Here is a 25,494-nt window from a genome sequence, read left to right on the forward strand (position 1 = left end):
ACCGGTGCCCCTTACGTCGCGCCCTCACACCAGCCGGTGCACATACGCCTCAACACCCCGCCGGCTGTACGTGTGTCCGGGCACCATCCGCGCCCCCGCCGGAGCCTGCGGCGTCGGCAAGCGCTTCGCCCGCCGGCTCTGATCCCCGCCGATCAGATGCCGATTGTCGAGCAGCGCCGAGCACTTCTCATCGGCCACGTCCTCATATGGGCGCCTGCACCCCTTGCAGTACACCTCCAGCGCCGTCACCCGCTGCTGCGCCCGGGACAGGAAGCTTCCGCGGAAGTCGGCGTACCGTGCAACATCGGCAGGGACAGGAAGCTCAGCGGCGACCACCCACTCATGGTCGGCGGGCTTGGTGCTCTTCGTGGAGTCGGACGTGTTGCTCACAGGCTTCCCCTCGTCGGTCGTTGAGAAGCCCTGTCTCCACTCCAGAGCCTCACATCAACAGGTACGGAGAAGCCCCCTGTTTGGTTACACCACCACCCTAGAACAGCGAAAAGCCGTGGCCTCGCACCATTTGAGAGGTACGAGACCACGGCATACAGTCGCTGTCCCTTGCTAGCTCAGGCGGACTGCTTGGTGTGTTCGTCGAGACGCTCAAGCACGATCCGTGCGACCTCAAAGGCCTCATTGAGTGTCATGTTGGCGCAGAGCGCGTTGGCCACGGCAACGGGGTCCGTCCAGTTCAACCCGTCTGACAACGGTTCCTGGGTGGTCCCCGGAAGGGTACCGCTCGCTGCCGAACCGCGAGGTGTGGGGAACTCGGAGGCAGCACGATCAGGCTCTACCGCGGTAAAGCTGGGTCGTACCTCCGGGCTCTCTTCAGCAACGGGGCTGCGGTTCGGCTCCCCAGCCTCTGTGGAGTCCTCAACAGTCGATGGTTGCAGGGAGGTCGTCGTTTCAGCGCCCGAGGACCTGCCAGACAGATCCTCCTCAGTCCGGCCTGGGCTCGATGCCGGTTGGTCAACCCGCTGAGTCTGTGGACTGGTGCGTACCGAGCGGGCAGTCTGCTTCCGTGCACCCCTCGGGATCTGAGCCTTCTCTTGCCTCTCCTGTTCCAACTCCTCCAGGAAGTCCTTCAGCGCTGCACGCTGAGCCTCAGGGAGAAGATCGCGAACGGCCTTCGTTGCGAATCGCCGGAGCTCGCGGAAGGGGATCCCTTGGGCGGCTGCCTGCACCTGAGGGTGAAGCCCAAGGATCGCCTTCCGCTGGGAGATATATCCCTCGGACCAACCCTCTGCAGCCGCAGCCTCACGCTGGCTGGGGTACTCGGCCACAATCGACATGACGGCTTGCGCGTCCTCGACCGCGTCGAAGTCGCGCCGCTCGACGTTCTCGTCGTAGGCAGCACGCATCAGAGAAGCACGAGTCTTCGCGACATCGTCGTTGACGGCACCGAACAGCTCAGCCCGGCCGTACTTCGTGGCGGCCATCTGGCGACGGCAGCCATTGATGACGATGTAGTCGTAGCCGCGGGTCAGCTCCCCCTCGTCCGGGTAGAGCTTGAGGTATGCGGCCCGGGTGACGACCAGCACACTCTGCCGCTGAATCCTCCCGATCGACGCCAGGTCCGACAGATCCCCCACAGTGCTGCGAGGGTTGTGCGGATTGGGCAGGAGACGGTCGGTTTTGAGGGTGACCAGACGCGAACCGGGAGGCTCGGTGGGCGGCCGATCGTCGCTGGCCTCGGGACCGGGAAGGAGATCGGATGAATTGATTCGCCTACTACCCATCAGCGGGACATCCCCCGGCGCAGCTGTCGAACGATGGTCATCTGAATCTCCAACGCGAGGTTCGTGAAGTCCGCGAGGCATTCCTGAGCGACTCGCGACTTCGGGTACTGCGTCACGACATGGCCAGTGATTGCCGCCTTCGAGTGCAGCTTGTAACGGCGGATGACGGTGTTCGCGACCTTCCATCCGAACTTAGTGAAGTGCTTCCTGGTGTCGTCCCGGTCCGCCTCGCCATCGCGCGGATCCCAGTTAGATACGACAATCGTGAACGGGATACCTCGCGGAAGGACGACCTGCTGGATGGTCTCCTGAGTGGTTGGCCAGCCCAGCGGCTCTGGCTCAACCGGGACGATCACGTGATCGGCATTATCGAGTGCCGCGCGGATCGCGTCGGCTACTCGGCCCTCACCGAGGGGATCGCCCGAGTTGTCATCGCGGGCCTCGGGGGGGTACCAGCCGGGAGTGTCGACGATGACGTACTCGACGGCCGTGGAGTCCCGAAGCCGCTTGAGCGTCTCAAGGTCGTTATGCGCCTCGGCGAAGACGAATGGCAGCGTCTCCCCAACGCGGCTGGCCCACCAGGACGCGGACCCTTGAGGGTCGACTGACAACGCTGCTACGGGTGCAAGCCAATCGATCGGCTTGACCTCGACGCCCGCGAGCGCCTCAGCGATGGTGGCGGAGAGGTTGACGGTGATGGTGCTCTTGCCGACCCCGCCCTTGCGGTTGAGGACGACAATGATCGTGGCCATGCGATGGTGCTCCTAATCCGTCGACTTCCCAGGCCTGACAGCCTGGTACTTCGGACTTCCGTTGACTTCCCGAGGTGGTCCCCGGTACTTCGGACCGGGACAGCATGTCAGATACCCGCACAAAGCTCACAACCCGCGTCGTGTCTGTGTGTCTCCGGCCTTGAAGCATCCCAGCTTTACCGCGGTAAAGCTCCGTCAGCCGGCTCGATACCCCGGATCCGACGCCGACGAGCTGTCGGTTGACCGGGAGGCTTCGCGTGCTTGTCGGGCGACGGCCCAGGCGTTCTCGCCGGACAGTTTGATCCGGCGGAAGTAGAGCTTCATCGCGGTGCTGTTCCTCGCCCAGTCGCCGAGTTCGGCGATCGTGTCTTCGGGGACGCCTGATTCGTACAGCTCGGTCGCACCGCCGGCCCGCAGGCCATGGGCAGTCACCGATGTTGCGGTCGGCAAGTTGAGCAGCGCGTTGTAGCCGAGCTCGGCCCGCTCGACCTCGGATAGGTGCGCGACCCGTGCGAACGCCTTCTTGGCCAGGTCCTTGACGTACCCGTTGATGGCCTCGCCGGAGAGCATGCTCAGCTCCACCCAGTCACCTGTGGTGAGCTCCTGGTCCTCCTTCGGCCGTCCGTCCGGGTGCTTCGGCCGGGTCTGCGGGGTGAGCCGGATGGCGAGGCGGCCGGCCTTGTCGAGCGCGCGGAACAGCGCCTCGTCCTGCGGTTGGTGGATGAGGCGGCCGTACTCCAGCCAGGCCCGCATCCGGCGTACCGGGCAGATGTGCGGGGCGTCGTCCCGGGCCGGGATCCACGCCTCGAACACGCTGCCGTCCTTGCGGGTCTTCCGGTCGACCAGGCGCACAGCGATGCCGTCGCGGTGCAGGGTGATGTGGGTGACGACCAGGTGGGCGAGCTCGATCCGGCGGCTGAGCAGGTGGAAGCCGAGGGTGGCGATGGCGGCGTTGCGCCGGTCGGCGGGCCGGCCGCGCGAGTCGCAGACTGCGACCATCTCCTCCAGGTCGAGCTCGCGGACCGCCGGGCTCTGCTTGTTGGTGTGCTTGCGGTTCCACGCCGTCCGGTACGCCGCGATCATCCTGGTGACCTCGCGGGTGCCGGGCCTCGTGTTGCCCGGGGTCTCCTCCTCCTGCCAGGTGACCACCGCGCTCTTGTAGACCGCGATGGTGTCCGGGTCGAGCTCCCGCTTGATCAGGTGACCGACGTACTCGATCAGCGTGGCGGTGGTGCACGGCAGCGCGACGCGGCCGCGCTCCCCGCACCAGGTGCGGAACAGTCCAATCTGGCTGCGCCGGTTGCGGCTGGTGTTCTCCGGCGCCGCCGACTCCAGCAGCTGGGCGACGTCCTCGGAGATGACGTAGTCCGCGGCGCTGTACTGCGGCGCCACGAAGGCGGCCGGGAGCGGGCGGCCGGCGACCAGCACGGTGTCCCGGGTGAACGTGGACACGTCCAGGCCCAGCCCCGTGGGCCGGTCGGGCACGGCCGGGAACGGGGAGCCGGCCGTCTCGACCAACTCCCCGTCCACGACCTCGACGTCGCTGCTCACCATGCCGTGCTGTCGTCGTCCGGGGCCAGCCGGAACGAGGTGGTCTGGATGTCTCCCGGCGCGAAGTGGCTGCTGCCGACCGCACCGTCCGGGACGGCGGCGACGGTGATGCCCAGGGACGCGAACTCGGCGTGCTCGCGCCACCGTTCGGCCTGCCCCACCAGGTGGGCGATGTGGGCGGCCGCCTGGTCGGGCCGTCCGGCCGAGAGCGCGGTGTCGGCCGCGCCGTGGGCGTACGCCGCCTTGCGCAGCGAGACGCCGTCACCACCCTGGCGACGCTCCTGCTCGGCGCGGCGGTACACGAAGCCGGCCAGCTGGTTCACTCGCTCCAGCGCGGCCGCCACCCGGCCGGGGTCGACGGCGCCCCGGTGCGCCTCGGTGCGCAGCTCGTCAATCTGCCGGCCGTAGCGGCGCAGCTCGGCGGCGAGCCGCTCGTTGGCCTGCTCCGCGAGCTCGGCCCGCTGCTCGGCGGCCGCCAGCGCGGCGGCCTGGTCCGGCGCGCTCATGCGGCGACCGGGCCGGCGGCCCACGGGTCCGGGACGGGGGTGGCCGCGACCCAGCCGGTGGCCGTCTCGTACTCCATCTGCGAGGTGACGTGGCAGAGGCTGGGCTGCTCGTCCCCGTAGAACATGACCTTGAGCCGCTGGCCGGCGGTGTCCGTGATGACGCCTTCGCGCCCGTCGTGGCGGACCCGGCCGCCGAGCGCGACCGTGACGCCCAGGCGGCGCTCCAACCGGTAGTAGGCCCGGATGTGCTCCAGGGCGGCGGCCTGCCGCTGCCGGGTCTGGGCCTCGGCGCGGTCTTCGGGGTCGTCGTACGTCATCCGGGTCTCCTTGACGGGGTGTGAGCTGCGCGGGAGCGGCGGGCGTGTGGCCGGGGGCGTGTTCACTCGGTGGCGGGGGCGGCGTGGGGTTCGAGGATGTCGATCACCGCGCGCAGCGACTCGCGGATGGCCTTCTCCCGCCGGTCCCACTGCCGCCGGAGCTTCTGCGGGTCCGGGGTGGAGACCAGGTTCGGCTGCTGCAGCAGCAGGTCGACGGCGGCCAAGGACTCCCGGGCCCGGTAGTAGGCGTCCATCAGCGGATCGAACCGGGCGACGGCGGTGGCCTCGATCCGGCAGGCCCGGTCGGTGCAGCGGATCTCGGCGTGGACGAGGAGGTAGCCGTCGTCGTCGGAGGTGACGGTGACCGGCAGGACGGCGTCCGGATCCCGGAGGCACGGGTGGTTCTCGGCCAGCCCGGTGCGGGCCTCCTCGTGCAGGCCCGGGTAGCCGCCGACCCCGGCCAGCAGGTCGGCGGTGATGCCGCGCTCGTAGACGTGGGTCACCGAGACGGGCAACTCCCGGCCGGGCACGGCCTGTTCGGGGGTCGGCCGGGTGGTGCGGGCGCCGGGGTAGTCGGGGTGCGCGCGCCAGCGCTGGGCCAGGTCCACCAGGTCGACGCCGTTCGCCGCCCGGCCGAGCAGGGAGGCCGGGGTCGTGCCGTCGGCCTGGTCCGCGATCTCGCCGACCCGGGCCAGCCGGCGCTGCAGGGCGCGCCGGGTGGAGTGGTGCAGCCCGGGGGCGGCCAGCTCCTCGTGCAGCCGGGAGCGGACGAAGCCGACGTAGTCGTGGAGCCGGTCGGCGGGACGGCTGGGCGGTTCGGGCGGCACGGGCGGTCCTGTTCGGGTGGCTCAACTGCACTGCGGCAAAAGTGTGTTGGTGATCAGTCTGCCATGCCGTCGACCCGCCGCTCGACGTCCCGCAGGTGCCGCAGCGCGGCGTCGGGATCCTTGGTCGCGAGCTCTTCGAGCCACGGGTTGCCGGGGTGCTCGTCGTGGCCGTACCAGAGCAGCGACATCTCCCGGAAGAGCCGCAGGGCGTGGAGCTGCTGGATCGGCCCGGTGGCGTGGGCGTGGGCGAGCACCTGGTCGAGCTGCGGGAGCAGGTGGGTGAAGTGCTCGCGCTCGGCCGCCGGCACGGCCGGGTCGGCGGTACGCTCGGCGATCCGGGCCCGGACGAAGGCGGCGAGCTGGTCGAGCAGGTGCCCGATCGGTGCCCGGGGGCCTGTCGACGTCGCCACGGTGCTCTCCTGCGCGCGAAGGGGTCTGACGGGGGAAAGCCTCTCACACCGGTTACCTCGTATATTTGACATTATACGAGGCTAACGGGATTAGCCAGCGACACAAGGGGCCGAGTGGGTGTAGGGGACGCGGTGCGCGGCCGGCTTGCTGGCGGCCGCGCACCGCCCCCGGGTCAGCGCTTGCGCCTCTCCCGCTTCTTGCGCTCCTCCTCCTTCTCCAGCTGGTCGATCGCATCCGCCACCCGGCGCAGCCGCCGGGTCAGCGACCCGCGCTCGGGCGCCAGATCGCCCATCAGCCACCTGGCCAGCGGCAGCGCGACCACTGCGACCAGCCAGATCACAGCCTGCTCCGCGCCCGGCAGCCGCGGGCCGTCCTCCGAGTTCGTGTTCGTCGTCATGGGCCCGACCGTAGGGCGGCGGCCCGCCCGACCCGGGCGCGATCCGCCGAGAAGTACCCGAACGGGTGTAGAGCGCCACGGCGAGGAAGAGCAGCGTGTCACGTGATTCACAGGTCCACGCAGCTCATCCGGCGCCGGCCGGTCGGAAGCGAAGAAGGCCGTCCGGCGAGCCGGTCGCGTCGCTAGGGTGGTCTCATCGAAGCACCTGCCGCAGGAGAACCCGATGAGCGACGCCCCCGTAGAGATCGACCCGCTGGACCATCAGATCTACCAGGAGTTCGAACTCCTGGCCTGGCGACTGGAGTTGCTGACCGGCGACCAGGAGCTCGCTGACGCGGTGCGGTCCAGCCTCAGCCGGGCCTCGGCGCGCTACGCCGCTCAACTGCGCTCGGACGACGACACGGTGGCCGGCGCGGTGCTCGACCTGGTCACCAACCTCTACCCCGGCGACACCCCCATCCCCGACGACTGGTGGGCCACCCCGCTCGGCCGGGCGGTCGCGGCCAGCACGGGCCACCCCACCGCGGAGTCCGTCACCTACAGCGTGGCCGGTGCCATGCTCGGCATCGACGCCGACGCCGTCCAGCTACTCGCCCGGACCGCCCAGCTCGACGGCCACCCCGATGGCGGCGTCACCTCGGTCTCCGTCCAGCAGTACCTCCAGGCCCACCCCCGCCGCCCCTGACCGCACGCCCAGCGGTGGCCGTCGGCACTGTGGGAGGCCGTGACTTGGATCCTGAAAGCGGGGACGGAACGCAGTGACCGTCACATAAGTGACGGTCACTACCGTTAACGCAGAAGTACAGAACTTCTGAGTCTTCAGGTTGTTCTACTCCGGTTTGTCTTCCGCGAAGCCCCCAGTATAGACTTACGTCATTGAAAGGGCTTTCTTGTTGTCGCCACCAACAAGGAGAGAACTTATTCGCCTGTATCGCTTGCGATTATTACCCGAATCGCGAGTAATCTGAGTCGAAGCCTGACTAACTTTGATCAGATATTTTTCTTCTGGGTCGAATATTTCCGACATCAATATGTCGGGAAGCATGGTGATGCCGTCCGGTCTCACCCCTCAGAGTGCACACCGGACGGCTGGCAACCGCTACGCGGGCGAAATCACCTAGGGCGCGGCCGGGGCTCGTACCCCCCGGCTGCGCCCGGCCTCAGAACCGGCGGAAAATCTCCACCAGCACCCTCAAGACCTCAATGGCGATCATGCGCCACTGCCAGCGGCGTCCCTGGTCATCCGGACCGGGGTTCGACTCGTCGTCATCTCCCGGCCTCGTTCGAACCGTCATGGAACGCTGCTCCCCTCCGATTTTTCGAACACTCGGACCGGGCGGTCCGAGCGTACACGGGGGAGGGTCAGGAAGTCCTGAATGCAGTGCCGATGCTGATCCTAGAGCCACCATCCGGCCGATAACAAATTCAGCCCGAATGCGCATATCGTTTCGATATGCATTCCCTGAGGTGTCATCCGCCGACCTGCGATGACGCATTTTGCTACCGGGTAGCACACCGGTCGACACGCGCCGGGCCCGGCTGTCGTAGCCGCCCGTCATCATGAGGGTGGTACCCCGTTGCCCGACCGATTTCCCCGCCCGAGAGGTCGCCGATGCCCTCGCAGCCCTCCGTTGCCGCCCGCGCTGCTGCCGTCCGGCGCCTGCGCGACGACCCGGCCGCCAGCGACGGTGAACGCGCCTCTGCTCAGGAGCAGTTGAACCGGATGCAGGCCCGGTACGGCACGCTCGACGAGCCGGCGGCCGTCCGTCCGGGCACCGCCGACCGGCGCGTCTACGGGGCCAAGGCCGTATCCACCGAGGACCTGACCACCCGGGAGATCGCCAACCTGATCAAGGAGGAGCTGAAGGCCGCCCGCGTGCCCCTGGCCCGCACCCGCGACCGGTCCGCCGTCCCCTCCACGCGCAGCCCGATCCGTGACGCCCCGAAGGGCACCCGGATCACCGTGGGGCACCGGCAATTCACCGGCAACTCCGCGATCGACGTCACGATCCGCGGCGTCCCGCTGGACTGGGCCGTCGACGGCGTGGAGGAGATCGGGCCCGGCCGCACCCGGCGGCGGCTCTCCGAACCCTGCGCGGCCCTGGTCGACGCCGTGGCGGCGATCAGCGCGGCCTACAACTGGCGCGGCGACGACACCCTGATGCGCGACTTCGTCGACGTGCGCTTCTACTCCCACGTCAACCTCTACACCGCCTGCGGCGAGCACCTGGTCACCTGACGACCGGACCCCGCCTCCGACATGATGGTCCGTCAGGATCCGGTAGGATTCTTGCGGGTATCGCAGCCCCAGACCGCCGTCCGGCCCGTGGCAGAGACGGCACACCAGGTCGGACCCGCGACGCGGCGAGCGGACACACCCTCCCCCGTCGTGCCGACCAGGCGCCCGGGCCACGGACCGCGGCGCCCCTTGGACGGCCACGATGACCGACCCCCGCCGCGCCCGCAAGGCCGCCGTACGCGCCCGCATGGCCGAGACCGGCGAGAACTACACCCAGGCCAACGCCGCGATCGCCGCGCAGCGCGACAGCAGCACCAGCACCGCCCGCGTGATCGCCGACATGGACGCCCGCCGGCACCGGTACGAGGCGGCCGCACAGACCGCCCGCGACCACAACATCCCCGTCTACACCGCGCTGTGGCGCGCGTTCGACGTGGTCCAGCCGTCCGACAGCCGCATCGAGGCCGCCCTCGCCATCCCCACCGGCGACGTGGTGGCCTGGACGAGCTTCACCGAGGGCGGCCGCGAACTCGCCGAGAAGATCGACCGCACGGCCCACGACGAAGGCCTGCGCCTCGCGGACGCCCGGCTGCTGCGCCGCCGCCACCAGCCCCGCCGCTACGCCGACGGCCCGCTCGTCACCAGCGTCTGGAACCTGCGCGCCGTCCTCGCCGACATCGAGGCCGGCGTGCGGGCCGGCCAGGAGGACAGGTGCGAGGCCCAGGAACTCCTCGACGAGAACTACTCGGCGTCCATGCGCCAGGCGATGGACACGTGGATCAGCTTCGCCTGGGTGGGCGAGCGGATCGCCATCCTGGAGCCGCCGAACATCGACCTGACCGGTGTCGACCCGGAACTGGAGGACCTCTAGGCCCTCACCCCGGGGGCCGTGTCCAGCGCGCGACGCAACGCCGCGGCCCCCGGTAGGAACGGGGGCGTGGCGCGGATGTGAGTGGCCAGTGCGGGCAGCCGCAGGAGCTGACCCCTGGAGGGCTACCGTCCGGGCCGCCCTTCGGGGGCGCGGTGGCCTTCACCGCGCCCCCGATTCCCGGCCTCAGGCCCTCGGTACCAGCCCGAACGGGTGGCCGACGAGCGCCCGCTCGGGCAGGGGACGGCCGACGTCGAGCAGGCCGTGCTCGGGGATGCCACCGGTGAAGATCCTGAGGGCGTCGCGGGCGACCTGCACCTTGGCGTCGAGGACACCGACGAACGCCGTCTTGGTGAGGGTGCGCTGCTGGAAGACCTCGACGAACGCGATGGCCATCGGGATGCCGAGGTAGGCGGTGGCGGCGTGGTCGGGCCAGGTCGGATCGAGGACGAGGCCGTCGGGGCCGGAGCACCAGGCGTGCGGCATCGCCGTCTCCCCGGCGGCGAGGAAGGCGAAGCCCTCCACGTAGCCGGTGCCGGTCAGCTGTGCGATCCGCAGGGCGTTGGGGTGACAGCGCCCGGTCAGGCCGCGGCGGGGTGCGCGCCGGGGCCACGGCGCGGGGCTGAAGAATCTGCCCTGGGCGAGGACGACGTTGGGAGCCGACAGGCTGCCCGAGCCGGCCCAGGCCTCGATCACGGCCAGGAGGTCGTGCTCGGCCGGGTTCGGGTGCTGTTCGAGGGGCACGCTTCCAGTGTGCGCCGGGTCGTGGCGACCGGCGCGCGGTTCGCGGGCGTGCCCCCGGGCCTGTCAGTCGTTGGCTGACGCTGGTGGGCGCAGGGGCGCGGGTGAGCTCACCACAGCCGGCCTGAGCGTGGCCACGGTGGACGAGATCCTGCACCCGCGGCCGGAACCGGGGTGGGGCGGGGACTACTACGACGATCCGGTGTGACGGGCACAGACGACACACCGGACCCGTCCGCAGCGCTCCCTAATCAGTGGCCAGGCAGAAACGTGCGGCATGCCAGAACAACTGGGGCCCGTACCACGGGTGCTCGGGGCAGTCCTCGCGGACGGGAGCCAACCCTCCACACGGCGCGGTGCCGCAGGTGCACCCCGGACCGCGCGGCGCCACGGTGGTGGCGTGGGAGTGCACGGTCTCGGGTTCGAGCTCGACCAGATCAGCGCCATCGTCGTGGAGTCGCTGGCGGGGTGTCTCGGTGGTGCGGTCGCGCAGCCCGTACCGGCCGTAGCGGTCCCGGCCAGCCGGCCCGGGAGCGACCCGAGCCCGAACATCACGGCCGTACCCGTCCACCCCGGCGTAGTCGTCCCCCACCGCCTCCGACGAAGCGAACACCGCGCGGGCCCACTCCGGGCCGGCCCCACAGTCCGACCCGACCACGAACGGGCCCACCCTCAGCGTGCCGTCCTCCTCCATGTGGCTGAGTTCCAGCAGCATCTCCACCACCCGGGGCACGGAGAGCCCCCGACGGCCAGCGAACAGGGCCAGCCGGGCCGCCAAGTAGCGGCCCACCTCGACCTCCACGCGCATCGTGCCGGTGACCATCGAGTCAGACACCATGCACCGCCACCGGGTTCAAGTCGTAGCCGAGCCGGGCATCCACCGTAGCGGTCGCCTCGTCCAGGCGACTCTTGTGCGGCTGCTCACTGATCCGGCCGGTGGACGTCCGGCAGTGCTCACCTTGCGCGGCCCGGCACTTCGGCGACGAGCACTCAGTGACCATCAGCTCCACCTGGATGGACTTCTCCCGCTCGGCCGCGCGCCGCGCCCGGGCCGCCTTCGACTCCACGAACGTCACCCCGACCATCGCCTCCACGAAGGTCGTGGTGACCGTTTCCCGGCCGAAACGCTCCCGCCGCCAGGCCGGCGCCGAGGGATCGCGGGGAGCAACCCTGTCGGCAAGCAACTCAAGCTGGCGCATCGTCGGAACGACGGCCGGCCCGCCGTAGGACTCCCGGCGCTCCTCGCCCCGGGCGGCTGCGCCCCAGGGCGCGCCGTCAGGCATCGTCGCGGCGAGCGGGACATCCCCGGCCGTGATCGCGGTCAGGCGCTGCGCCAGGGTGGCCATGGTGGTGAGGTCGGCGGCCTGGTGGCGGAGCTGCTCGATCAGGTCGGCCAGTTCGACGGGCTGTTCGGGGGTCTCGGCGGCGTGGGCGAGCTGGCCGAGCAGCACCGCGGCGCCGGACAGGTGGAGGGTGATCTCCTCCAGGGTGATGCGCTTGCCGGCGCGCAGGTGGGCGGTGTCGGCAGGGTCGGTGCTGGTCTGCATGGCCGGGGTGGTGGTCTGGTCAGCGGACATCGGCGCACAGCTCCTCGGTCAGGGCCTGCTGGCGGTTGCGGGGGAAGCCGGACATGCCGGCGGCGATGCAGAACAGGAAGCGCACCACGCCGTCGAGTTCGGCGGCGGTCAGGTCGTCGCTCAGGATCCGTTCGGCGCCGGGGCGGCCGTTGGCGATGAACGCGGACACCAGCAGGTGCAGGGTGGTCAACGCCGGGGCCTGCATCATCGGCGGCGGCTGCTGGCGGTAGTAGCGGACGGCCGCCTCCGTGCCGGTGCCGTAGTACCCGGTGGAGAGCATGTACTGGGCCAGGAGGAGCGCGGCTTCGCGTCCGGCGGCCGGGCCGCGCTCGGCCAGGGCCTCGAAGAGGTCGTGGGCGTGCTCGGTGATCTGGTCGTCCACGGTGCCGGCCAACGCGGACTGCACGAGCATCGGCAGCGGGATCCCGTCGGCCAGTTGCTCGACGGTCAGGAACATCATCCCCTCGCCGGTGAACGGGTTCTCGGGCGGCGCGGTGGCCTCCGGCAGGTCGTCCTCCGCGTCCTGTTGCGGACCGTCCCCCGTGGGCGGCGCGGCCGCGGCGGCGGGCTCGCCCGGGGCGGCGTCGAGCGCGGCCCACAGGTCGAGGGCGTCCTCGACCACGTCGCGCACCTCGGCGGGGCTCAGCTCCTCCAGCACGGCGAGCATCGACGCGGCCGGGGCCGGACCATCCAAACCGGCCGCCAGCATCTGGCGGCCGACCGTCCACACCCGCACCGAGGCGGGCGCCATCAGGCCGGGCGAGGGCAACAGGCTGAACGGGAGCCCGGCCAGGTTCGCCACCACGAGCCGGTCGCCGGCCACCAGGGCCGGGATCGCGGAGTCCTGGCACGGCCGGCACCCGGCGCGGGCGGCGCCGACCAGCGCGGCCGCCGGCGCGAGGTTCACCTGTCGGGTGACCCCGTACAGGCGGGAGTCCATCACGCCGAAGTCGGGGGCCGGATGCTGGTGCCGGGAGCCGCCCGCGGCGGCCGTGTACGGGGCTCCGGTGGCCCGCTGCTTCGCGCGGGCGGCCTGCTTCTTGGAGCGCTTGTTCTTGGGCACGTGATGCCTCTCGGCGCGGTGCTCGGTCCCGCGACCCGGGCCCGCGCGCAGCATCAGCGCAAGGCAGTGGGTGGACCTGACGGACGTTCAACATCGCGCGGTGCGGGAGCTCTTCGACTCCTACCACCTTGACCGCTGTGCCGCCCGTCGCGGGCAGGATCGGCGGGACTCGGGCTCGGCGCGCTAGCCCATACCTCTACAGGTACGGACAACAGCATAGCGGCACTCTAGGCAACGAGATAGCACGAGATACCACTCAAGTCCACGCGCGCATACGAAAGTGGATGCCGCCTCCCCTCGCCGAGAGGCAGCATCCGACTTTCTCGCCAGAACCCTATCGGGCGCCGCCGCGGTGCTCCTTCGGCGCTGCTGTCGTCCCCCAGGGACAGCGCCACTTCGCTGTCTCGGATGCCACCACCCCCCGTCAGCCTACGGCTGACGCAGACACCGGCCGGACCAAACCCTGGAGCCGCCCGACGGACCCCCGCGAAGTCCGCCGGTTACGCACCAGAACCGACGGCGTGACGAAGGGTCAGCGCGGAGTGTTGCCGTGGACGGTGGTGCGGCCCGGGTAGCGGGCGTCCAGGTAGGCGCGGGCCGCGGCGAGGTCGCCGACGACGCCGACCGTGGTGCGGCCGCCCTCGGCGCCGGTCTCGAAGACCTGGAAGCCCGGCTCTTTGAGGTCCCTGAGAGTGCCTTCCAGGGGGTAGTCGTGGCCCGGTTCCCACACGGCCGACACGACGCTCTGCCCGTGCACGACCCTGGTCTGGTGAGGGAAGCGCGCGTCGAGGGCCCGGCGAGCGTCGTCCAGGTCGCCGATGACGCCGACCGTCAGGGTGTCTGCGCCGGGCTCCTGGCCGACGGTGGCGACGCGCCAGGTCTGCGGGCCGAGCCCGGCCCGGTAGACGGCCCGGTGCAGATCGGCCAGGGCCTGGCCGTGGGGCAGCGGGGCGGGGACGGCCGCGGCCGCGCCGCAGGCGACGGCCAGCACGCCGAGGGTGGCCGTCAGCCGGCCGGTGAGCGCGTTCACGTCGGTGTTCCTTTCCAGGTGGGGGTGGTCAGGCGAGGGAGAGGCCGAACTTGGTCACGATCGGGCCGATCGGGACGAACACGACGGTGTCGAAGCAGGTGACGCCGCTCGCCGCGGTGTCGGTGCCCCACTTGCAGGCGACGGTGCTGCCGCCGCCCGCGCTGATGATCCCCCTGGCCTGCATGTCGTCGCCCCCGCTGATGCTGGCGACGACCACCCCGCCGCTGTCGCCCTGGGCGACGGTGATGGTGGTGCTGTCGGTGCGGGCCGCGTTGTCCAGGTCGGTGCGCCACACCCCGTCGATGCTGGTCGCGTAGTCGGTCTGGGTCACCTTCAGCGCGCAGTGCGCGCCCGTCATCGCGCCGCTGGAGCAGACGAGGTCTCCGACGTTGTTTCGGCCAGCACCCACCGCGCGTCGGCGTTCGCCCTGGCCGTTGTTCCACGCGCCGTAGAAGAACTGCCCGGAGGGCGTGCCGTGGTCCAGGGTGATGACGGTGGTGTCCAGACCGCTGTCGGAGTCCGAGGCCTTCCCGATCGTGGTCCCGCTGCCGGTCTTGTAGGTGCCGGAGGTCCCGCAGTGCGCGGCGGTCAGCAGAACCGCGACCTTGCCGCGCCAGCCTCCGAACCCGGAACTGCAGAACCCGTTCTTCGGGGTGGTGAGTTCGGCGGCGGCGTTCCAGGGGCTGGCGTCGTTGTGCCGGGTCACGGTGGCCTGCGGGGTGGCGGCGGCCGCGGCGGTCACGGGCAGCTCGGCGAGTTCGGCGGCCCGGGCCGCGACCCGGTCCCGCTCGGCCGTACCGGCCGACGTCCGTACGGCGGCCGCCCCCGCCGCGGGGGCGTAGGTGACGGACAGTCCGGTGCCGTCAGGCGCCGGAGCCACCGAGGTCCACTCCGTGCCCGGCTCACCCACGGCGGCCGCCGCGACGAGCCGGTCCCGCGCCGCCCGCAACCGGGCCAGCGTGTACGGCGCCGACCGGACCCGCGCGCTGATCCCGGCCGGAGGGTGCGCGACCAGGCGGGCGACGCGCTCGGGGACGGCGCCGTGCCAGTACACGGTCAGCCGCCCCCGCTCGGGGTCCACGACCAGGCCCGCGTAGCCGGGAATGCTCGCCCGCTGGTTTTCGGAGACCGGCGTGATCTGGTCGGCGAGCCGGTCGAGGATCTCCTGACGCTGCAGCAGCTCCCGGCCCACCAGAGGCGAGGGTTCGTCGGGGACGGCGCCGGCCGGCAGGGCGGCCGTGGTCAGCAGGGCAAGCGTCGCGGCGGCAAGGGCCGTCCTCCTGGGCACCGCTGTCTCCCCCTCGTCCCGGGCCATCCCGTTCTCGCGCGCGGCCGCGTGAGCAGCACCGGCCCAGTACGTCACACGGCCCGGCGCTCCCGCCAGCCGGTCGTCCGGATGTCACCCGGATGAGCGAGCATGCTCCGCAACCGGGGGGCGAGCGGGACGCGGACCGTCACGGCGCAAGGTCGTCAGCCGCAGGCTGACGCTGCGGTCGGGAGCGGGTGCGGGCTGAGTGCGCCGCGGGCATCCCCGGGCCGCCGGAGCGTCAGCCTGCGGCTGACGCTGCCCTGGTCGGGTCGGTGAGCACCTGGTACTTCTTCGCGGCGGACTGCTTGGTGATCCCGCCCAGCGCCCGGCCGACGTCGCTCCAGGAACCACCGGCGGCGCGGGTCCTGTCGATCAGCAGGGCGGTGGCCGCGTCCAGGGCGGCCTGCCGTTCGGCGACGAGCCGGAGCGCGGCGAGCGCCGTCTCCTTGTCGATCTCCTCGTCGGCCAGGGCCGCGTCGAAGGCCTGCGCCGCCGGCATGGCCGCGGCGCGCTCCCGCCACGCCGCACCCTGCTCGCCGAGGGCGTAGCGGGCGGTCAGCAACTCCACCGGGGACAGCTCCAGGGCGGCCGGCCCGGGGGCGTCAGCCTCCGGCTGACGCCCGTCCTGGGTGGGGGCAGGCGGGGTGAGGAGCCAGCCGATCCCCCGCCGCTCCTTCAGCAGCGCCAGCGCGTAGGAGGCGTCCCGGTCCCGGCCCCACCGGGTTTCCTGCGCCGACTCCTCCAGTACCCGTTCCACCATCGCGCTCTCCCGCGCGGTCGCGGTGCGCATCGGGTGTGCGACGTCTTCGAGCGAGCGGTGCGCGGCGTAGCGCAGGTCGTGCCACTGGTGGACTTCGCCGGTGATGTAGCAGCGGATCGCGCCGAGGACGATCGCCTCTTCGGAGAGGTCGCGGCACAGGGCGATGATCTCCTGGTGCTGGGGCAACTGGCGCGCGACGGCGGCGCGCACGGTGGCCTCGGTCGGCCCGTCGTGCCAGCGGATCTCCCACCGGCGGCGGTGGTCGTAGTAGTCCGTGTCCATGGCACAGTCGTAGGTCTTGGCCATCTGGTGGACGAAGGAGCGGATCGCGGTGCTGCGGCTGGCCACCGGCTCACGTCCTCGTCGGTGGTTGGGCCGCGGCCCGTTCGGTGCTGGTCCCCACGCTCGGCCCCTTTCCCGATCCTGCGGGCGTGCGCCCGCCGACCGTCATCCTACGGCTGACGCAGACCACGGCCGGACCGAAGCCGGGCGCCGGTCGGGGTTGTCGACGGAGTTGCGCACCGCGGCGAACTGCCGCTCGGACTCCGGGTCGAACCCGCCTGTAGGCCTCGACCGTTGGGGTAGCCTGGCCGTGGCTGGACACGCACTGCCGAGTCGCTGCCCGATCCCCGCCCACGCCAGGGACGCCGGGCGCCGACGACGAAGGGGTCATCAGGGGCCTTGGTTCCTGGACGCCCGTGTCTCCTGTGGTGTGCCCTGGTACCAGGCGGGGAGCGCGTGGGCAGGCCCGCCAGGATCGAGAGCACCATGTCCCCGAAGAAGAACCGCAGCTACGGCGCCCGCCGCGCCCGCGAGAAGCAGGCCGCCGGCGCCGTCCAGCGCTACACCGACCTCCTCCCGAACTCCACCGCCCCCACCCCGGCGGCCTGGGAGCCGGCGCCGGGCCGGTACGCGGGCCCCGAGTGGACGACCTACGGCAACCCGTTCATCCCGCCCGCCGGAGCCGTCGGCCCGGCCGACGACCCCTACGGCCGCCGGCACGAGGCCGTCACGGTGCCGTTCCTGCTGACCGCCGTCGTCCTTGCGGAACCCGAGGGCTGGCGCAACGGCCCGCGCGAGGCCGCCCAGGCGGTACAGGCCGCCTGCCGGCACCTGGTCCGCGACGGCCGCTGGTACCGCGCCACCGCGGACGTCTACGGGCCGTTGCCGGCGCACATCACGATGCCCCTGAGCCATGACGAGCCGGCCCCGCCCGGCCACGTCACCCTCACCTGGCTCGTCGCCCTCGGGGTGCGCCGCCCCTGGGACGACCCCGAGCTGATGATCACCGACGCCCACCGCTCGATCCGCGCCCAGCTCACCCGGCGCGCCCTCATCCCGCAGACCGGATGCTGGGTGCAGTGGGTCCCGACCCGGCCCGGCATGGCCCAGGGGCTGATGGAGCGCCTCCCCGTCCACGCGCGGGTGCGTAACGACGTCCACCCCTCCCTGCTCCCCGACCCGAACGGCTCCTTCACCACCTACGACGGAGGGTTCCCGCAGCGGCTGATCGACGCCCACGGCCAGGGCTGGCACCACCTCGGCGACGGCCGCTACGCGGTGGACCCCGACGCTGTGGAGGGCGGCTTCGAGGACCAGGAGTACGACGTCCTGGCCGGTGCCCGCGGCCCGCTCGACCCGGTGGTGGAACCCGATGTCGGGAGCGTCGAGCAGATCGTCGACGCGTTGGAGAGGGCCGGGCGCCGGGCGGTGGCCTCCCTGCTGGTGGCGCTGCACCGCCTCGACACCGAGCACCAGGACGAGGCGCGCAACCTGGGCGGGGCCACGCCGACCACCCTGTACGCCGCACCGCAGGACCTGCGGCAGACCCGCGAAATGCGATCCCTCATCCGAGGCCTGGGCCCCGACCTCGCGGACGACCCCACCCGGTGGGACCCCGCCAGCGTGGAAGAGCTGTACGAGGGGCTGTCCTGCTGGACCGAGTTGGCGGGCAGCTACACCCCCGTCGCCCACCACCTCGCGCAGGTCGTCACCTGCGCCGCCAGCACGGCCGGCGGCTGGCAGCACCTCGCGGACGACGAACTGTGCGCCGAGACGAGCACTGTCCCGGGCCTGGCCCGGCGGGTACAGGCCTGGCTCGCACCGACGGAACCCGCCACGACGGCGTTCCCCGACGTCGTCGTCCCGGTCACCCGCGGGGGCGAGGACAAGACCACCACCACCATCGACCTACGGGCCGGCCTCGCCCTGCACGACTCCCGCAGCCACCTGATCGACTTCGACTTCCCCACGGACCTGCCGGCCCCCTCCAGCTGGCAGGAACAGGAGGAGCCTCCGGCGACCCCTCCCAGGACCGATACCTGACCACCCGGCCCCGAAGTCCTAGCCCAGACACCGGGGAACAAGTAACCCGCCGGTAGGAAGTGGTCACTACGGGGTGGGCTTGAGGGGCGGAAGTTCGGGTGTTCGGCGGCGCCCGGAGCGGGTGTTCGGTAAACGGTCGATTGATGAACGCGGGGTGCACGTCCGGCATTGGAGTACCGGCCCTCCAAGGTCCGACGGTTTTCGCGCTTGTCAGGCTCAGCCTGACAAGCGGGCGTAGTGTAGGAGACATGACCGATGTGAAGCCCGAGAAGCCCCGGCTGTCACCCCGCGACGAGGCGGTGGTGGCCGTCGCCGAGTCCGCCCGCGTCGTCGCCGAGCTCGCACGCGGCTTGGTGCCCGCCGTGTACGAGGAGCGCCGCAGTGATCCGGCCTGTTACCTGCGCGACGTCATGACGATCCGCGACACGTTCCTCACCACCCTCCTCGCGCGCGCGGTGATCGCCAGCCGCGAGTGCGGCGCGACCTGGGACCAGATCGGCGGGGTCGCCGGGATGACGCGCCAGTCGGCACACGAGAAATGGGCCCCGGACGAGGCAGCGTGGGCGGCAGGCGGGCGGCGGGGGCACAGCCGGGGCGAACCCGTGGACGCGTTGTGGACCGCGGCCACGCTGGACGAGTGGTACGCCCGTGGTCGCAACGGCAGCGACGGCATCGTCACCGGCCCGCGCGGGGCGCGAGCGGTCACCGACGGCCTGGACGCCACGGACCGGCCAGAGCGGGAGTGGGAGGAAGACCGTCCCGCGCGGCCGGCAACCGTGGCCGCGATGCGTACCGCGCTCGCCCACTACAACGACCACCAGTGGAGCGACCGGCCACTGCGGTACCTGCTCGCCTTCCCGCCAGTGGACCTTCTGGCCGACGCGATGGAGTGGGGGTGGTCGGACCCACGCGTACGAGAACACCTCGTTGACGCCCTCGCCCGGCACCTGACGTACGGGCGGTACGGGTGGCCCGCCGACGGGGACGACATCTCCCGCGACCTGGTGCTCGCGGAGATGATCGCGGGCGACCGCAGGTACCCCTGACCGACCGCCTACGAGGCGGCCAGGCAGTACGGGGCGCGCGTCAGATCCCGCACGCCGCCCGCCGCGAACAGACCAGAGCGGGCTACGGCGTCGGGACGTCAGCGACCGAAGCGACCGTTCGGCCGAATTGGGTTCTTCAGGAGGGGATGGGCGGCGCCCCGTGCCGTCACCACCACCAACCCCTACCCCCGAGCGCGGCCCCTCAGCTTCTTCTCCCGCTTCCTGTCCGCTTTGGAACCACGGGTCGACGGCCCGGCCCCGTGGCCGCCGGTGGCCGCCGGTGGCCGCCGGTGACCACGGCTGATCAAAAACACCCTCGATCGCAGTCCGCCCAGTGTCAGGGTCTACGACCAGGCCCACGGTCGGGTGCAACGGTGCGACGCACGCGCGAAAATCTCCGGTCATGTTGCGGAACGCGGCATAGCCGCCTACGGAGTCCAGGAAAGCGATCGGCTGACCGGCCGGCCACTCGGGGGCCATCGCACGGTGGAAGCCACCCGCAGTCTCAGGGAAGAACCAGATCGCGACTCGCCACTGCTGCGCCCGCTCGCTGTCCGTTTCGAGGACGGCGTTCATCAGCTCCTGGCCGATTCCTCGCCGCCGCACCGCAGGCACCACCGCGATGTCACTCACCTCCACCACCCGCTCGCGCAACTGGCGGCCCATCAGCTCGGGCAACTGCGTGAAGGCGTAGTGGGCCCACTTACCGGGAGCGCCGGCGTTCGCCACCCCGACAACGGAACCGGTCGACAGCTCCTCCGCCACCTTACTGATCAGCCCGTTCGCCACCAGGTCGCCCGAGGCGTTCCTCTTCTTCAACATGGCGTGCACGGTGTCTGCATCAACGGAAATCCCGGCGGCGCTCCTGGCCATCTCCTCGGCCATGACCCGCAAGGCGTCGTCCGGCAGCCCGCTACCCGGCGGCGCGCAGGCGACCTCCAGCAGATGCCGGCTCGCCCGCAAGTCCTGCGTGGCATAGGCAGGATTGGCCATCCGCATCAGCTCCAGAGCAGCATCGATATCGGCTGCGCGCAACGGGCGGATGCGGTAGAGAGAAGCGTCCATGGACACGGAGCCTAGCCCCGGCCGGGCACACGACCTCGTAACCACAGAGGCCAACCCCTGAGGTGGGTGAGGGGCGACAACACCGTCGAACCGCTCACCACCACCCGCCCGGCCGACGCCGCCACGGCGTAGCCCCGCGCGCGGTCGGCGGCCGCCACCGGCACCGTAGAGGGACGGCCCGGGCCCGAACCCCCGAGCGGACCGGGCCGCCTGGTGTAACGCTTCTGGAACCCCCGCCGTACAAGGAGGTACAGCACCACAACGGCGAAGGACACGACCATGGCTCTCACCACCCTCTCCGCGAACAGCGTCACCGACGAGCACCTGGAGGTGCTGCGCCAGCTCCTCGACTCGAAGAACGAGGTGCTGCGCCGTCACGGCCTGGACGATGGCGCCGGTTCCGGCGCGCCGGTGCAACTGACGCACGAGCTGCCGCCGTCGCTGGCGGAGTGGCTGCTGAGTACGGCACTGGAGCGCGGGCTGTCGGTGAGCGACTTCCTGACCGAGTTGGTGGAGCGGGAGCGGGGCGCGGTTTCGGCGGCGGTGCCGGTACCGCAGCGAGTGGTGGCGGACGGGGCGGAGTGGTTCAGCATTCAGCAGCTGGCCGAGGCCACCGGAGTGCCGGCGAACACGGTCTACGGGCTGATCGGCAAGCCGGACGGCCCCTTCCCGGTGCGGCTGGGCCCCAAGGGCGGGCGGTACCTGGTGCACCGGGTGGAGGCGCAGCGCTTCGCGCAGGCTCGGGGGCGGGTGCTGGCAGCCTGAACCTGGGGTGCAGGTCTCGCGGCCTGGTCAGCGATCCGGATGTGATCACGATTTGGTCCCGCCGCCCGCGCGGGGCTCTGTGGGCTGGGATGCTCGCGGCCATGGATGAGATCACCACCACGCCGCCCGTACCCGCTGTCGAGCCGGCCCCTGCGGCTGCCGGGAAAGCGGCCGGGCCGAGCGTTCGGGTGCCGGTGTGGTTCGCTGCCGGCCTGGTGGGCTTCGTGGCCGGTGCCGGGGTGGTGGGCCTGACGTGGGGGCTGTCGTCCGGCGGTTCGACCGGCACGGCGTCGACGGCCGGCTCGCCGGGTACCGGGACGTTCGCTCTCACCGGTTCCATGACGCTCAAGAGCGGTGCCAGTTCGGGGACCACCTCATCCGGGTGCGCCGGCCTGCGCGGGTACGACGACATCGCCATGGGCACCTCGGTGACGGTGTACGACGAGAGCGGGAAGGTGTTGGCGACCGGCGCGTTGGGGAGCGGCAGCCCGAAGGGCCTGAACGGCTGCATGTTCCCGGTGGCGGTTCAGGACGTGCCGAAGGGCCCGAAGTTCTACCAGGTCGAGGTCAGCCACCGCGGGAAGACCACGCTGCAGAAGGAAGAGGCGGAGGCGGGCCTGCTCGCGGTCCAGCTCGGCTGAGTAGGGCGTCAGGTCGTGCTTCGTTCCTGGCGGTCGTAGTGGGCGGCGGTGATCATCAGCGGGCCGACGTAGCCGACCGTCATGTGCATCCCGCCCATCCAGAGGATGAGGGGCCAGGGGGCGTGGCCGGGGTTGTCCAGGGGGTAGGTCATTGCGCTGAGGGCGACGGCGTAGACGGCGACCAGGGCGACGACGAGCCCGTGGCGGATCCGCAGGCCGAGGCTGTGATGGCGCAGGCGGTGGGTGTAGTCGGCGAGCACCCAGGCCATCGAGGGGAAGGCGAGCGCGGCCGGCCAGCACATGACGGCGCCGTACTCGGGGTGCAGCGCGGCGGCGAAGTGGGGGACCGAGATGATCCACCAGCCGAGCGAGACGAGGGCGAGCGCGTTCACGGCGATTCGGTAGCCGGTGCTGGGCCTGTGGGCCGCGGCCGGTTCGGCGGGGGTGGCGTGCACAGCGGGCATCATGCCGTGTCCTGTGGTGGATGGGGTGGATCCGCGTTCGGGGGTGGTCAAGTGTCGTTGACCTGGCGGGGCGTTGGGCGTGTAACGCTTTGGGGGCCGCTGTCGTACTTCAGGGTGTGGGTGTTCGGCGGGTGTGCGGTGGGAGCCGCCCGTCGAACACCGTCCATTGAGGGCCCACGGCCTTCAAGACCACCCCGTGGCGACTTTCTATAACAGCCCAAGACCTCAGCCACCCACTCTGCCGGCGGGGCGTGGGCCCCTCGCGTACACGTGGAAACGGCGGTTCGGAAGGCTCGCCGGAGCAGTTGGTGACGGTAGGGCTGTTATAGAAAGTCGCTGTTGAGGGTGAGAGGGCAGATGCCTTGGCCCCGCCAGGACTGCCAGGATCCAGGTCATGCGCTTGAAGCCGACCTTCACCATCCAGCAGGCCGACCAGGGACTCGACTCCGCCCTCGAAATTCTTGAGAGTGCCCGCGACGTCGCCATCACCGACTCCAAAGACCCTCGCGCCGCTTACCTGTACGGCATCAACTTCGCGGTGGAGAAGCTCCTGCCCTTCGCCGTGCCCGACCTCTCCGCCGCCCTGCAGTCCACCACCTTCTGGAACATTCTCCAGGCCGCCAGGGACCAGCCAATGATGCTCCGATGGATCGTCCTGAATGAACTGAACGTCCAAATACCCGCCCTGGCCAAGGCCCGCGAAGACCTGGACGTACTCAAGGCCTACACCGCACGGCCCGGCTTGCCCCTGGTCTACGACACCAACATGCTCAACCACTTCAACCACCCCGACGCCATCGACTGGCGCAAGGCCGTACGACACGCGACCGGCAAGAAGGCGTCCGCCATCCGCCTGATCGTGCCCCAGGAAGTCATCGGCGAACTCGACCGACAGAAGTACGGTCAAGGCGACCTCGCGCGCCGTGCCAACGCCGCGATCAGATACCTCGACACCGCTCTGCTCACCGCACCACCCGGCGAGCCCGTCCAGATCCGCGAAGGCGTCACGATCGAGACCCGCCTCGCCCCGCCCGGCCCGGCCCACGTCATCGACGTCGACTGGGAGATCCTCATGTGCGCAGACGAACTCCACCACCTCAACCCCGCCGCACGCGTCCACGTCCTCACCAACGACCGGAACATGGGCCTGCGCGCCAGCCAACTCCACCTGCCGACCCTCACGCTCGACAACCACTACCGCAGGGACCACAACACCTGCACCAGCGCCTGCCCCCGGTAACCCAACCCGCACGATCCAGCCTGTGACACCCTGAAGCACATGACCGGCACCCTCGACCCGTACTCCGTTCTCGACGACTGGCTGAACACCAAGCCGCTCGGCGACAGCGCCGTCCAGAACTACGGGCGCGAGGTCACCCGCTGGATCGAACACATCGGCCCCAAGGTCTGGACCGCCCGCGGCCGCGACGTCAAGAACTGGACCGCCCGCACCGACAACGACCGCACCCGCGCCTTCCTCGTCTCCGCCCTACGCGGCTACTACCAGCACGCGCAGACGTCCGACCCCACCATCGTCAACCCCGCGCCCAAGACCCTGCGTCCCTCCGTCGAGGACCTCCCCGGCCGGCCCGCCCTTACCCGCACCGAGTCCACCCTCTACGTCAGCGCCCTGGACCGCTACGACGGCCTCATGCCCCACCGAGCCCGCGCGCTCGGCTACCTCGTCCTCGGCCGCGGCCTGCGCGCCCACCAGGTCGTCGCCCTGGACCTCACCGACATCGTGCGCGAGCAACACCGCACCACTGCCCGCGTCACTCTCAAAGGCGGCGGCACCGAGTTCCAGGAACTCCCGCCCCCGGTCGCCCTGGCTGTCGAGGACTACCTTCCCCACCGTCGCACCGCCGCCTCCTACAGCAGCGCCGAGGCCGGCCCCCTGCTCACCAGCGGCCGCGGCCGCCGACTCGACCCCGCCCCCAGCGTCCGCGACCTCCTACGCGCCGTCGCCTCCACCCACCCCCAACTCACCCACCTTGCTGACACCCTCACCGCTGACGGCCTCGCCGCCAGCCCCAACCCCTTCCTCGGGTAGGCCCCGGAGTCAGCACCGACATCCCGTACGCTGCACGTCATGACCACCGACGCCCCACGAGTTCTGTGGGGGTTAGCGGCCACGGCCGCCGAAGCCGCCGGCACGGACGCGACCAACCGCCCCGCCCGGGAACTGTGGGCGACCGCAGCCGACCACGAGCAGAGGGCCGCGACCGTAGGCACCGGGCGTGTCTAAGTTCGGGGCGCACCGAACCCGAACCGATGACAGGACCGGCCCGTGCGCTTCGCCCTCACCACCGTTGACCTTCAGCAACTCGCACGAACACCCGCCGACCAAGCCCCCGTCGCCTGTTTGCAGCTTGGCCGCTGGGGTTGGTCCCTCGGACGAATCGATCCTGACCGACCGTACAACGGCCTGATCGCCATCGGCGCCGAAGCCCTCCACGAGAGACTCGCCGCTGGCGACACCTTCACCGACCTCCTTGCCGCGAACGACCACTGGCGGTTGGCCGGCGCCACGTCCGGCCAGCACCCGCAGGTCATCACCGGTCCGCACCATATCTGGCAACAGGCCCGGGTCGTCGATGTCGCCGGTGCGCAACGCATCGTCGCAGCCGGCTTCAAGCTGCTCGTAACCCAGGACGGCCAGTACGTGCACATCGACAGCGCCGGGGAGCTGAGCAAGCTCAGCGAACTCGAAGCCGCCCAGCTCGTCTACCGGCTCCCGCAGGTGCACGAGGACGGCCTTCCTCCAGCGCTGCTCGCCGCCCGGCACGCTCGCCGGCTGGTCGCTGCTCTGGCTCTGCCGGGCACCGCCCGCACCGCACAGGCCTTGGCCGGGGCACGGGCGGCCGCGACCGTTACCGAGCTGCTGCGCCGGACCGTTGCTCGGGACGTACGCACGCAACGTGGCATCGCGGCTCAGCTGCTGGTCGATCTTCATGGTTCCCGGGCCGTTCGAACAGAGCTGGGCATCTCCAAGTCGACCTTGTCTGAGCTGCTGTCCGGGCGGTGACCGGTGTCCGGGCTGGCGAGGCGGTCTGCACAGGCCTGCGGTGTGGTGAACAGTTCGACGCGCAGTCCGGCAGCCCGGG

General features: G+C 70.9%; 27 protein-coding genes. 10 read left to right on the top strand and 17 right to left on the bottom strand.

The features are described 5' to 3' along the window. Positions 1 to 24: 24 nt before the first annotated feature. The 9 genes from A6F73_RS38145 to A6F73_RS38185 form a co-directional block, all read right to left on the bottom strand. Positions 25 to 390 carry a hypothetical protein gene (locus A6F73_RS38145; RefSeq protein ID WP_063353051.1) on the bottom strand — a complete coding sequence of 122 codons (366 nt, stop codon included), beginning with the start codon at positions 388 to 390 and terminating at the stop codon, positions 25 to 27. 176 nt (positions 391 to 566) lie between these two features. Further along, positions 567 to 1,538 carry a hypothetical protein gene (locus tag A6F73_RS38150; RefSeq protein ID WP_063353052.1) on the bottom strand — a complete coding sequence of 324 codons (972 nt, stop codon included), beginning with the start codon at positions 1,536 to 1,538 and terminating at the stop codon, positions 567 to 569. Positions 1,539 to 1,735: 197 nt separating this feature from the next. Continuing rightward, positions 1,736 to 2,488, bottom strand: a complete 753-nt coding sequence (locus A6F73_RS38155) for a ParA family protein (protein ID WP_063353053.1) — start codon at positions 2,486 to 2,488, stop codon at positions 1,736 to 1,738. Between the two features lie 195 nt (positions 2,489 to 2,683). Continuing rightward, positions 2,684 to 4,042, bottom strand: coding sequence for a tyrosine-type recombinase/integrase (locus A6F73_RS38160; RefSeq protein ID WP_063353054.1), 1,359 nt, complete (start codon positions 4,040 to 4,042; stop codon positions 2,684 to 2,686). Continuing rightward, positions 4,036 to 4,545 (bottom strand): hypothetical protein, encoded by a 510-nt coding sequence (locus tag A6F73_RS38165; protein WP_159398760.1) that lies wholly within the window; start codon positions 4,543 to 4,545, stop codon positions 4,036 to 4,038. Before A6F73_RS38165 ends, A6F73_RS38160 begins: the two co-directional genes overlap by 7 nt. Next, complete coding sequence (locus tag A6F73_RS38170; RefSeq protein ID WP_063353056.1) at positions 4,542 to 4,862, bottom strand: hypothetical protein; 321 nt, start codon at positions 4,860 to 4,862, stop codon at positions 4,542 to 4,544. The genes A6F73_RS38165 and A6F73_RS38170 overlap by 4 nt, the downstream gene beginning before the upstream one ends. A 62-nt stretch (positions 4,863 to 4,924) precedes the next feature. After that, positions 4,925 to 5,689: a hypothetical protein gene (locus A6F73_RS38175; protein WP_063353057.1), complete on the bottom strand. Its 765-nt coding sequence runs from the start codon at positions 5,687 to 5,689 to the stop codon at positions 4,925 to 4,927. A 53-nt stretch (positions 5,690 to 5,742) separates the two neighbouring features. Continuing rightward, the gene (locus tag A6F73_RS38180) at positions 5,743 to 6,099 is read right to left on the bottom strand and encodes a hypothetical protein (RefSeq protein ID WP_063353058.1); all 357 of its coding nucleotides are present in this window, start codon (positions 6,097 to 6,099) and stop codon (positions 5,743 to 5,745) included. A gap of 173 nt (positions 6,100 to 6,272) precedes the next feature. Further along, positions 6,273 to 6,497, bottom strand: a complete 225-nt coding sequence (locus A6F73_RS38185; RefSeq protein ID WP_063353059.1) for a hypothetical protein — start codon at positions 6,495 to 6,497, stop codon at positions 6,273 to 6,275. 223 nt (positions 6,498 to 6,720) lie between these two features. Between A6F73_RS38185 and A6F73_RS38190 the strand changes: the two genes are divergently transcribed. The 3 genes from A6F73_RS38190 to A6F73_RS38200 all read left to right on the top strand — a co-directional run bounded on the left by A6F73_RS38190 (position 6,721) and on the right by A6F73_RS38200 (position 9,607). Beyond that, entirely contained in the window at positions 6,721 to 7,182 is a 462-nt protein-coding gene (locus A6F73_RS38190; protein ID WP_063353060.1) for a hypothetical protein, read from the top strand. Between the two features lie 927 nt (positions 7,183 to 8,109). Then, positions 8,110 to 8,736: a hypothetical protein gene (locus A6F73_RS38195; RefSeq protein ID WP_159398761.1), complete on the top strand. Its 627-nt coding sequence runs from the start codon at positions 8,110 to 8,112 to the stop codon at positions 8,734 to 8,736. A gap of 202 nt (positions 8,737 to 8,938) precedes the next feature. Continuing rightward, complete coding sequence (locus tag A6F73_RS38200) at positions 8,939 to 9,607, top strand: hypothetical protein (protein WP_063353062.1); 669 nt, start codon at positions 8,939 to 8,941, stop codon at positions 9,605 to 9,607. A 183-nt stretch (positions 9,608 to 9,790) separates the two neighbouring features. Here the strand turns inward: A6F73_RS38200 and A6F73_RS38205 are convergent, their stop codons facing one another. The 7 genes from A6F73_RS38205 to A6F73_RS38235 form a co-directional block, all read right to left on the bottom strand. After that, positions 9,791 to 10,348, bottom strand: coding sequence for a hypothetical protein (locus A6F73_RS38205; RefSeq protein WP_063353063.1), 558 nt, complete (start codon positions 10,346 to 10,348; stop codon positions 9,791 to 9,793). 244 nt (positions 10,349 to 10,592) lie between these two features. Next, the gene (locus A6F73_RS38210; RefSeq protein ID WP_063353064.1) at positions 10,593 to 11,183 is read right to left on the bottom strand and encodes a hypothetical protein; all 591 of its coding nucleotides are present in this window, start codon (positions 11,181 to 11,183) and stop codon (positions 10,593 to 10,595) included. Next, on the bottom strand, positions 11,173 to 11,922 hold the full coding sequence (locus A6F73_RS38215; RefSeq protein WP_063353065.1) for a hypothetical protein: 750 nt from the start codon (positions 11,920 to 11,922) through the stop codon (positions 11,173 to 11,175). Before A6F73_RS38215 ends, A6F73_RS38210 begins: the two co-directional genes overlap by 11 nt. Further along, positions 11,912 to 12,985, bottom strand: a complete 1,074-nt coding sequence (locus tag A6F73_RS38220; protein ID WP_159398762.1) for a hypothetical protein — start codon at positions 12,983 to 12,985, stop codon at positions 11,912 to 11,914. Before A6F73_RS38220 ends, A6F73_RS38215 begins: the two co-directional genes overlap by 11 nt. Before the next feature lie 532 nt (positions 12,986 to 13,517). Next, on the bottom strand, positions 13,518 to 14,015 hold the full coding sequence (locus A6F73_RS38225; RefSeq protein WP_063353067.1) for a hypothetical protein: 498 nt from the start codon (positions 14,013 to 14,015) through the stop codon (positions 13,518 to 13,520). A gap of 28 nt (positions 14,016 to 14,043) precedes the next feature. Then, a complete protein-coding gene (locus tag A6F73_RS38230) occupies positions 14,044 to 15,303 on the bottom strand; it encodes a hypothetical protein (protein WP_159398763.1) in 1,260 nt (419 codons plus the stop codon). A 259-nt stretch (positions 15,304 to 15,562) separates the two neighbouring features. Then, positions 15,563 to 16,432, bottom strand: coding sequence for a hypothetical protein (locus A6F73_RS38235; protein WP_063353069.1), 870 nt, complete (start codon positions 16,430 to 16,432; stop codon positions 15,563 to 15,565). 420 nt (positions 16,433 to 16,852) lie between these two features. Between A6F73_RS38235 and A6F73_RS38240 the strand changes: the two genes are divergently transcribed. From A6F73_RS38240 to A6F73_RS43825, 4 genes are all read left to right on the top strand, one after another. Next, positions 16,853 to 18,409, top strand: a complete 1,557-nt coding sequence (locus A6F73_RS38240; protein ID WP_063353070.1) for a hypothetical protein — start codon at positions 16,853 to 16,855, stop codon at positions 18,407 to 18,409. 248 nt (positions 18,410 to 18,657) lie between these two features. Further along, positions 18,658 to 19,455, top strand: a complete 798-nt coding sequence (locus A6F73_RS43820; protein WP_063353071.1) for a hypothetical protein — start codon at positions 18,658 to 18,660, stop codon at positions 19,453 to 19,455. Between the two features lie 1,344 nt (positions 19,456 to 20,799). Next, positions 20,800 to 21,285, top strand: a complete 486-nt coding sequence (locus A6F73_RS38250) for a DNA-binding protein (protein WP_063353072.1) — start codon at positions 20,800 to 20,802, stop codon at positions 21,283 to 21,285. 101 nt (positions 21,286 to 21,386) lie between these two features. Continuing rightward, positions 21,387 to 21,926 (top strand): hypothetical protein, encoded by a 540-nt coding sequence (locus A6F73_RS43825; protein WP_244293884.1) that lies wholly within the window; start codon positions 21,387 to 21,389, stop codon positions 21,924 to 21,926. 8 nt (positions 21,927 to 21,934) lie between these two features. Here A6F73_RS43825 and A6F73_RS38260 read toward each other — a convergent pair whose 3' ends face one another. Then, positions 21,935 to 22,393 carry a hypothetical protein gene (locus tag A6F73_RS38260; protein ID WP_063353073.1) on the bottom strand — a complete coding sequence of 153 codons (459 nt, stop codon included), beginning with the start codon at positions 22,391 to 22,393 and terminating at the stop codon, positions 21,935 to 21,937. 391 nt (positions 22,394 to 22,784) lie between these two features. Here A6F73_RS38260 and A6F73_RS38265 point away from each other — a divergent pair, with 391 nt between their 5' ends. From A6F73_RS38265 to A6F73_RS38275, 3 genes are all read left to right on the top strand, one after another. Further along, the gene (locus A6F73_RS38265; RefSeq protein WP_063353074.1) at positions 22,785 to 23,630 is read left to right on the top strand and encodes a PIN domain-containing protein; all 846 of its coding nucleotides are present in this window, start codon (positions 22,785 to 22,787) and stop codon (positions 23,628 to 23,630) included. 39 nt (positions 23,631 to 23,669) lie between these two features. Beyond that, the gene (locus A6F73_RS38270; RefSeq protein ID WP_063353075.1) at positions 23,670 to 24,440 is read left to right on the top strand and encodes a hypothetical protein; all 771 of its coding nucleotides are present in this window, start codon (positions 23,670 to 23,672) and stop codon (positions 24,438 to 24,440) included. Positions 24,441 to 24,677: 237 nt separating this feature from the next. Beyond that, complete coding sequence (locus A6F73_RS38275; protein WP_063353076.1) at positions 24,678 to 25,415, top strand: hypothetical protein; 738 nt, start codon at positions 24,678 to 24,680, stop codon at positions 25,413 to 25,415. Positions 25,416 to 25,494: the final 79 nt, after the last annotated feature.

Source organism: Streptomyces sp. MJM8645, assembly GCF_001625365.1.
GTDB lineage: Bacteria > Actinomycetota > Actinomycetes > Streptomycetales > Streptomycetaceae > Kitasatospora.

Coding starts and splice junctions, on each gene's coding strand:
- A6F73_RS38190 (WP_063353060.1), top strand. CDS start 6,721: ATGAGCGACGCCCCCGTAGAGATCGACCCGCTGGACCATCAGATCTAC.
- A6F73_RS38195 (WP_159398761.1), top strand. CDS start 8,110: ATGCCCTCGCAGCCCTCCGTTGCCGCCCGCGCTGCTGCCGTCCGGCGC.
- A6F73_RS38270 (WP_063353075.1), top strand. CDS start 23,670: ATGACCGGCACCCTCGACCCGTACTCCGTTCTCGACGACTGGCTGAAC.
- A6F73_RS43820 (WP_063353071.1), top strand. CDS start 18,658: ATGACCGATGTGAAGCCCGAGAAGCCCCGGCTGTCACCCCGCGACGAG.
- A6F73_RS38260 (WP_063353073.1), bottom strand. CDS start 22,393: ATGATGCCCGCTGTGCACGCCACCCCCGCCGAACCGGCCGCGGCCCAC.
- A6F73_RS38250 (WP_063353072.1), top strand. CDS start 20,800: ATGGCTCTCACCACCCTCTCCGCGAACAGCGTCACCGACGAGCACCTG.
- A6F73_RS38185 (WP_063353059.1), bottom strand. CDS start 6,497: ATGACGACGAACACGAACTCGGAGGACGGCCCGCGGCTGCCGGGCGCG.
- A6F73_RS38210 (WP_063353064.1), bottom strand. CDS start 11,183: ATGGTGTCTGACTCGATGGTCACCGGCACGATGCGCGTGGAGGTCGAG.
- A6F73_RS38200 (WP_063353062.1), top strand. CDS start 8,939: ATGACCGACCCCCGCCGCGCCCGCAAGGCCGCCGTACGCGCCCGCATG.
- A6F73_RS38160 (WP_063353054.1), bottom strand. CDS start 4,042: ATGGTGAGCAGCGACGTCGAGGTCGTGGACGGGGAGTTGGTCGAGACG.
- A6F73_RS38215 (WP_063353065.1), bottom strand. CDS start 11,922: ATGTCCGCTGACCAGACCACCACCCCGGCCATGCAGACCAGCACCGAC.
- A6F73_RS38170 (WP_063353056.1), bottom strand. CDS start 4,862: ATGACGTACGACGACCCCGAAGACCGCGCCGAGGCCCAGACCCGGCAG.
- A6F73_RS38155 (WP_063353053.1), bottom strand. CDS start 2,488: ATGGCCACGATCATTGTCGTCCTCAACCGCAAGGGCGGGGTCGGCAAG.
- A6F73_RS38165 (WP_159398760.1), bottom strand. CDS start 4,545: ATGAGCGCGCCGGACCAGGCCGCCGCGCTGGCGGCCGCCGAGCAGCGG.
- A6F73_RS38265 (WP_063353074.1), top strand. CDS start 22,785: ATGCGCTTGAAGCCGACCTTCACCATCCAGCAGGCCGACCAGGGACTC.
- A6F73_RS43825 (WP_244293884.1), top strand. CDS start 21,387: ATGGATGAGATCACCACCACGCCGCCCGTACCCGCTGTCGAGCCGGCC.
- A6F73_RS38240 (WP_063353070.1), top strand. CDS start 16,853: ATGTCCCCGAAGAAGAACCGCAGCTACGGCGCCCGCCGCGCCCGCGAG.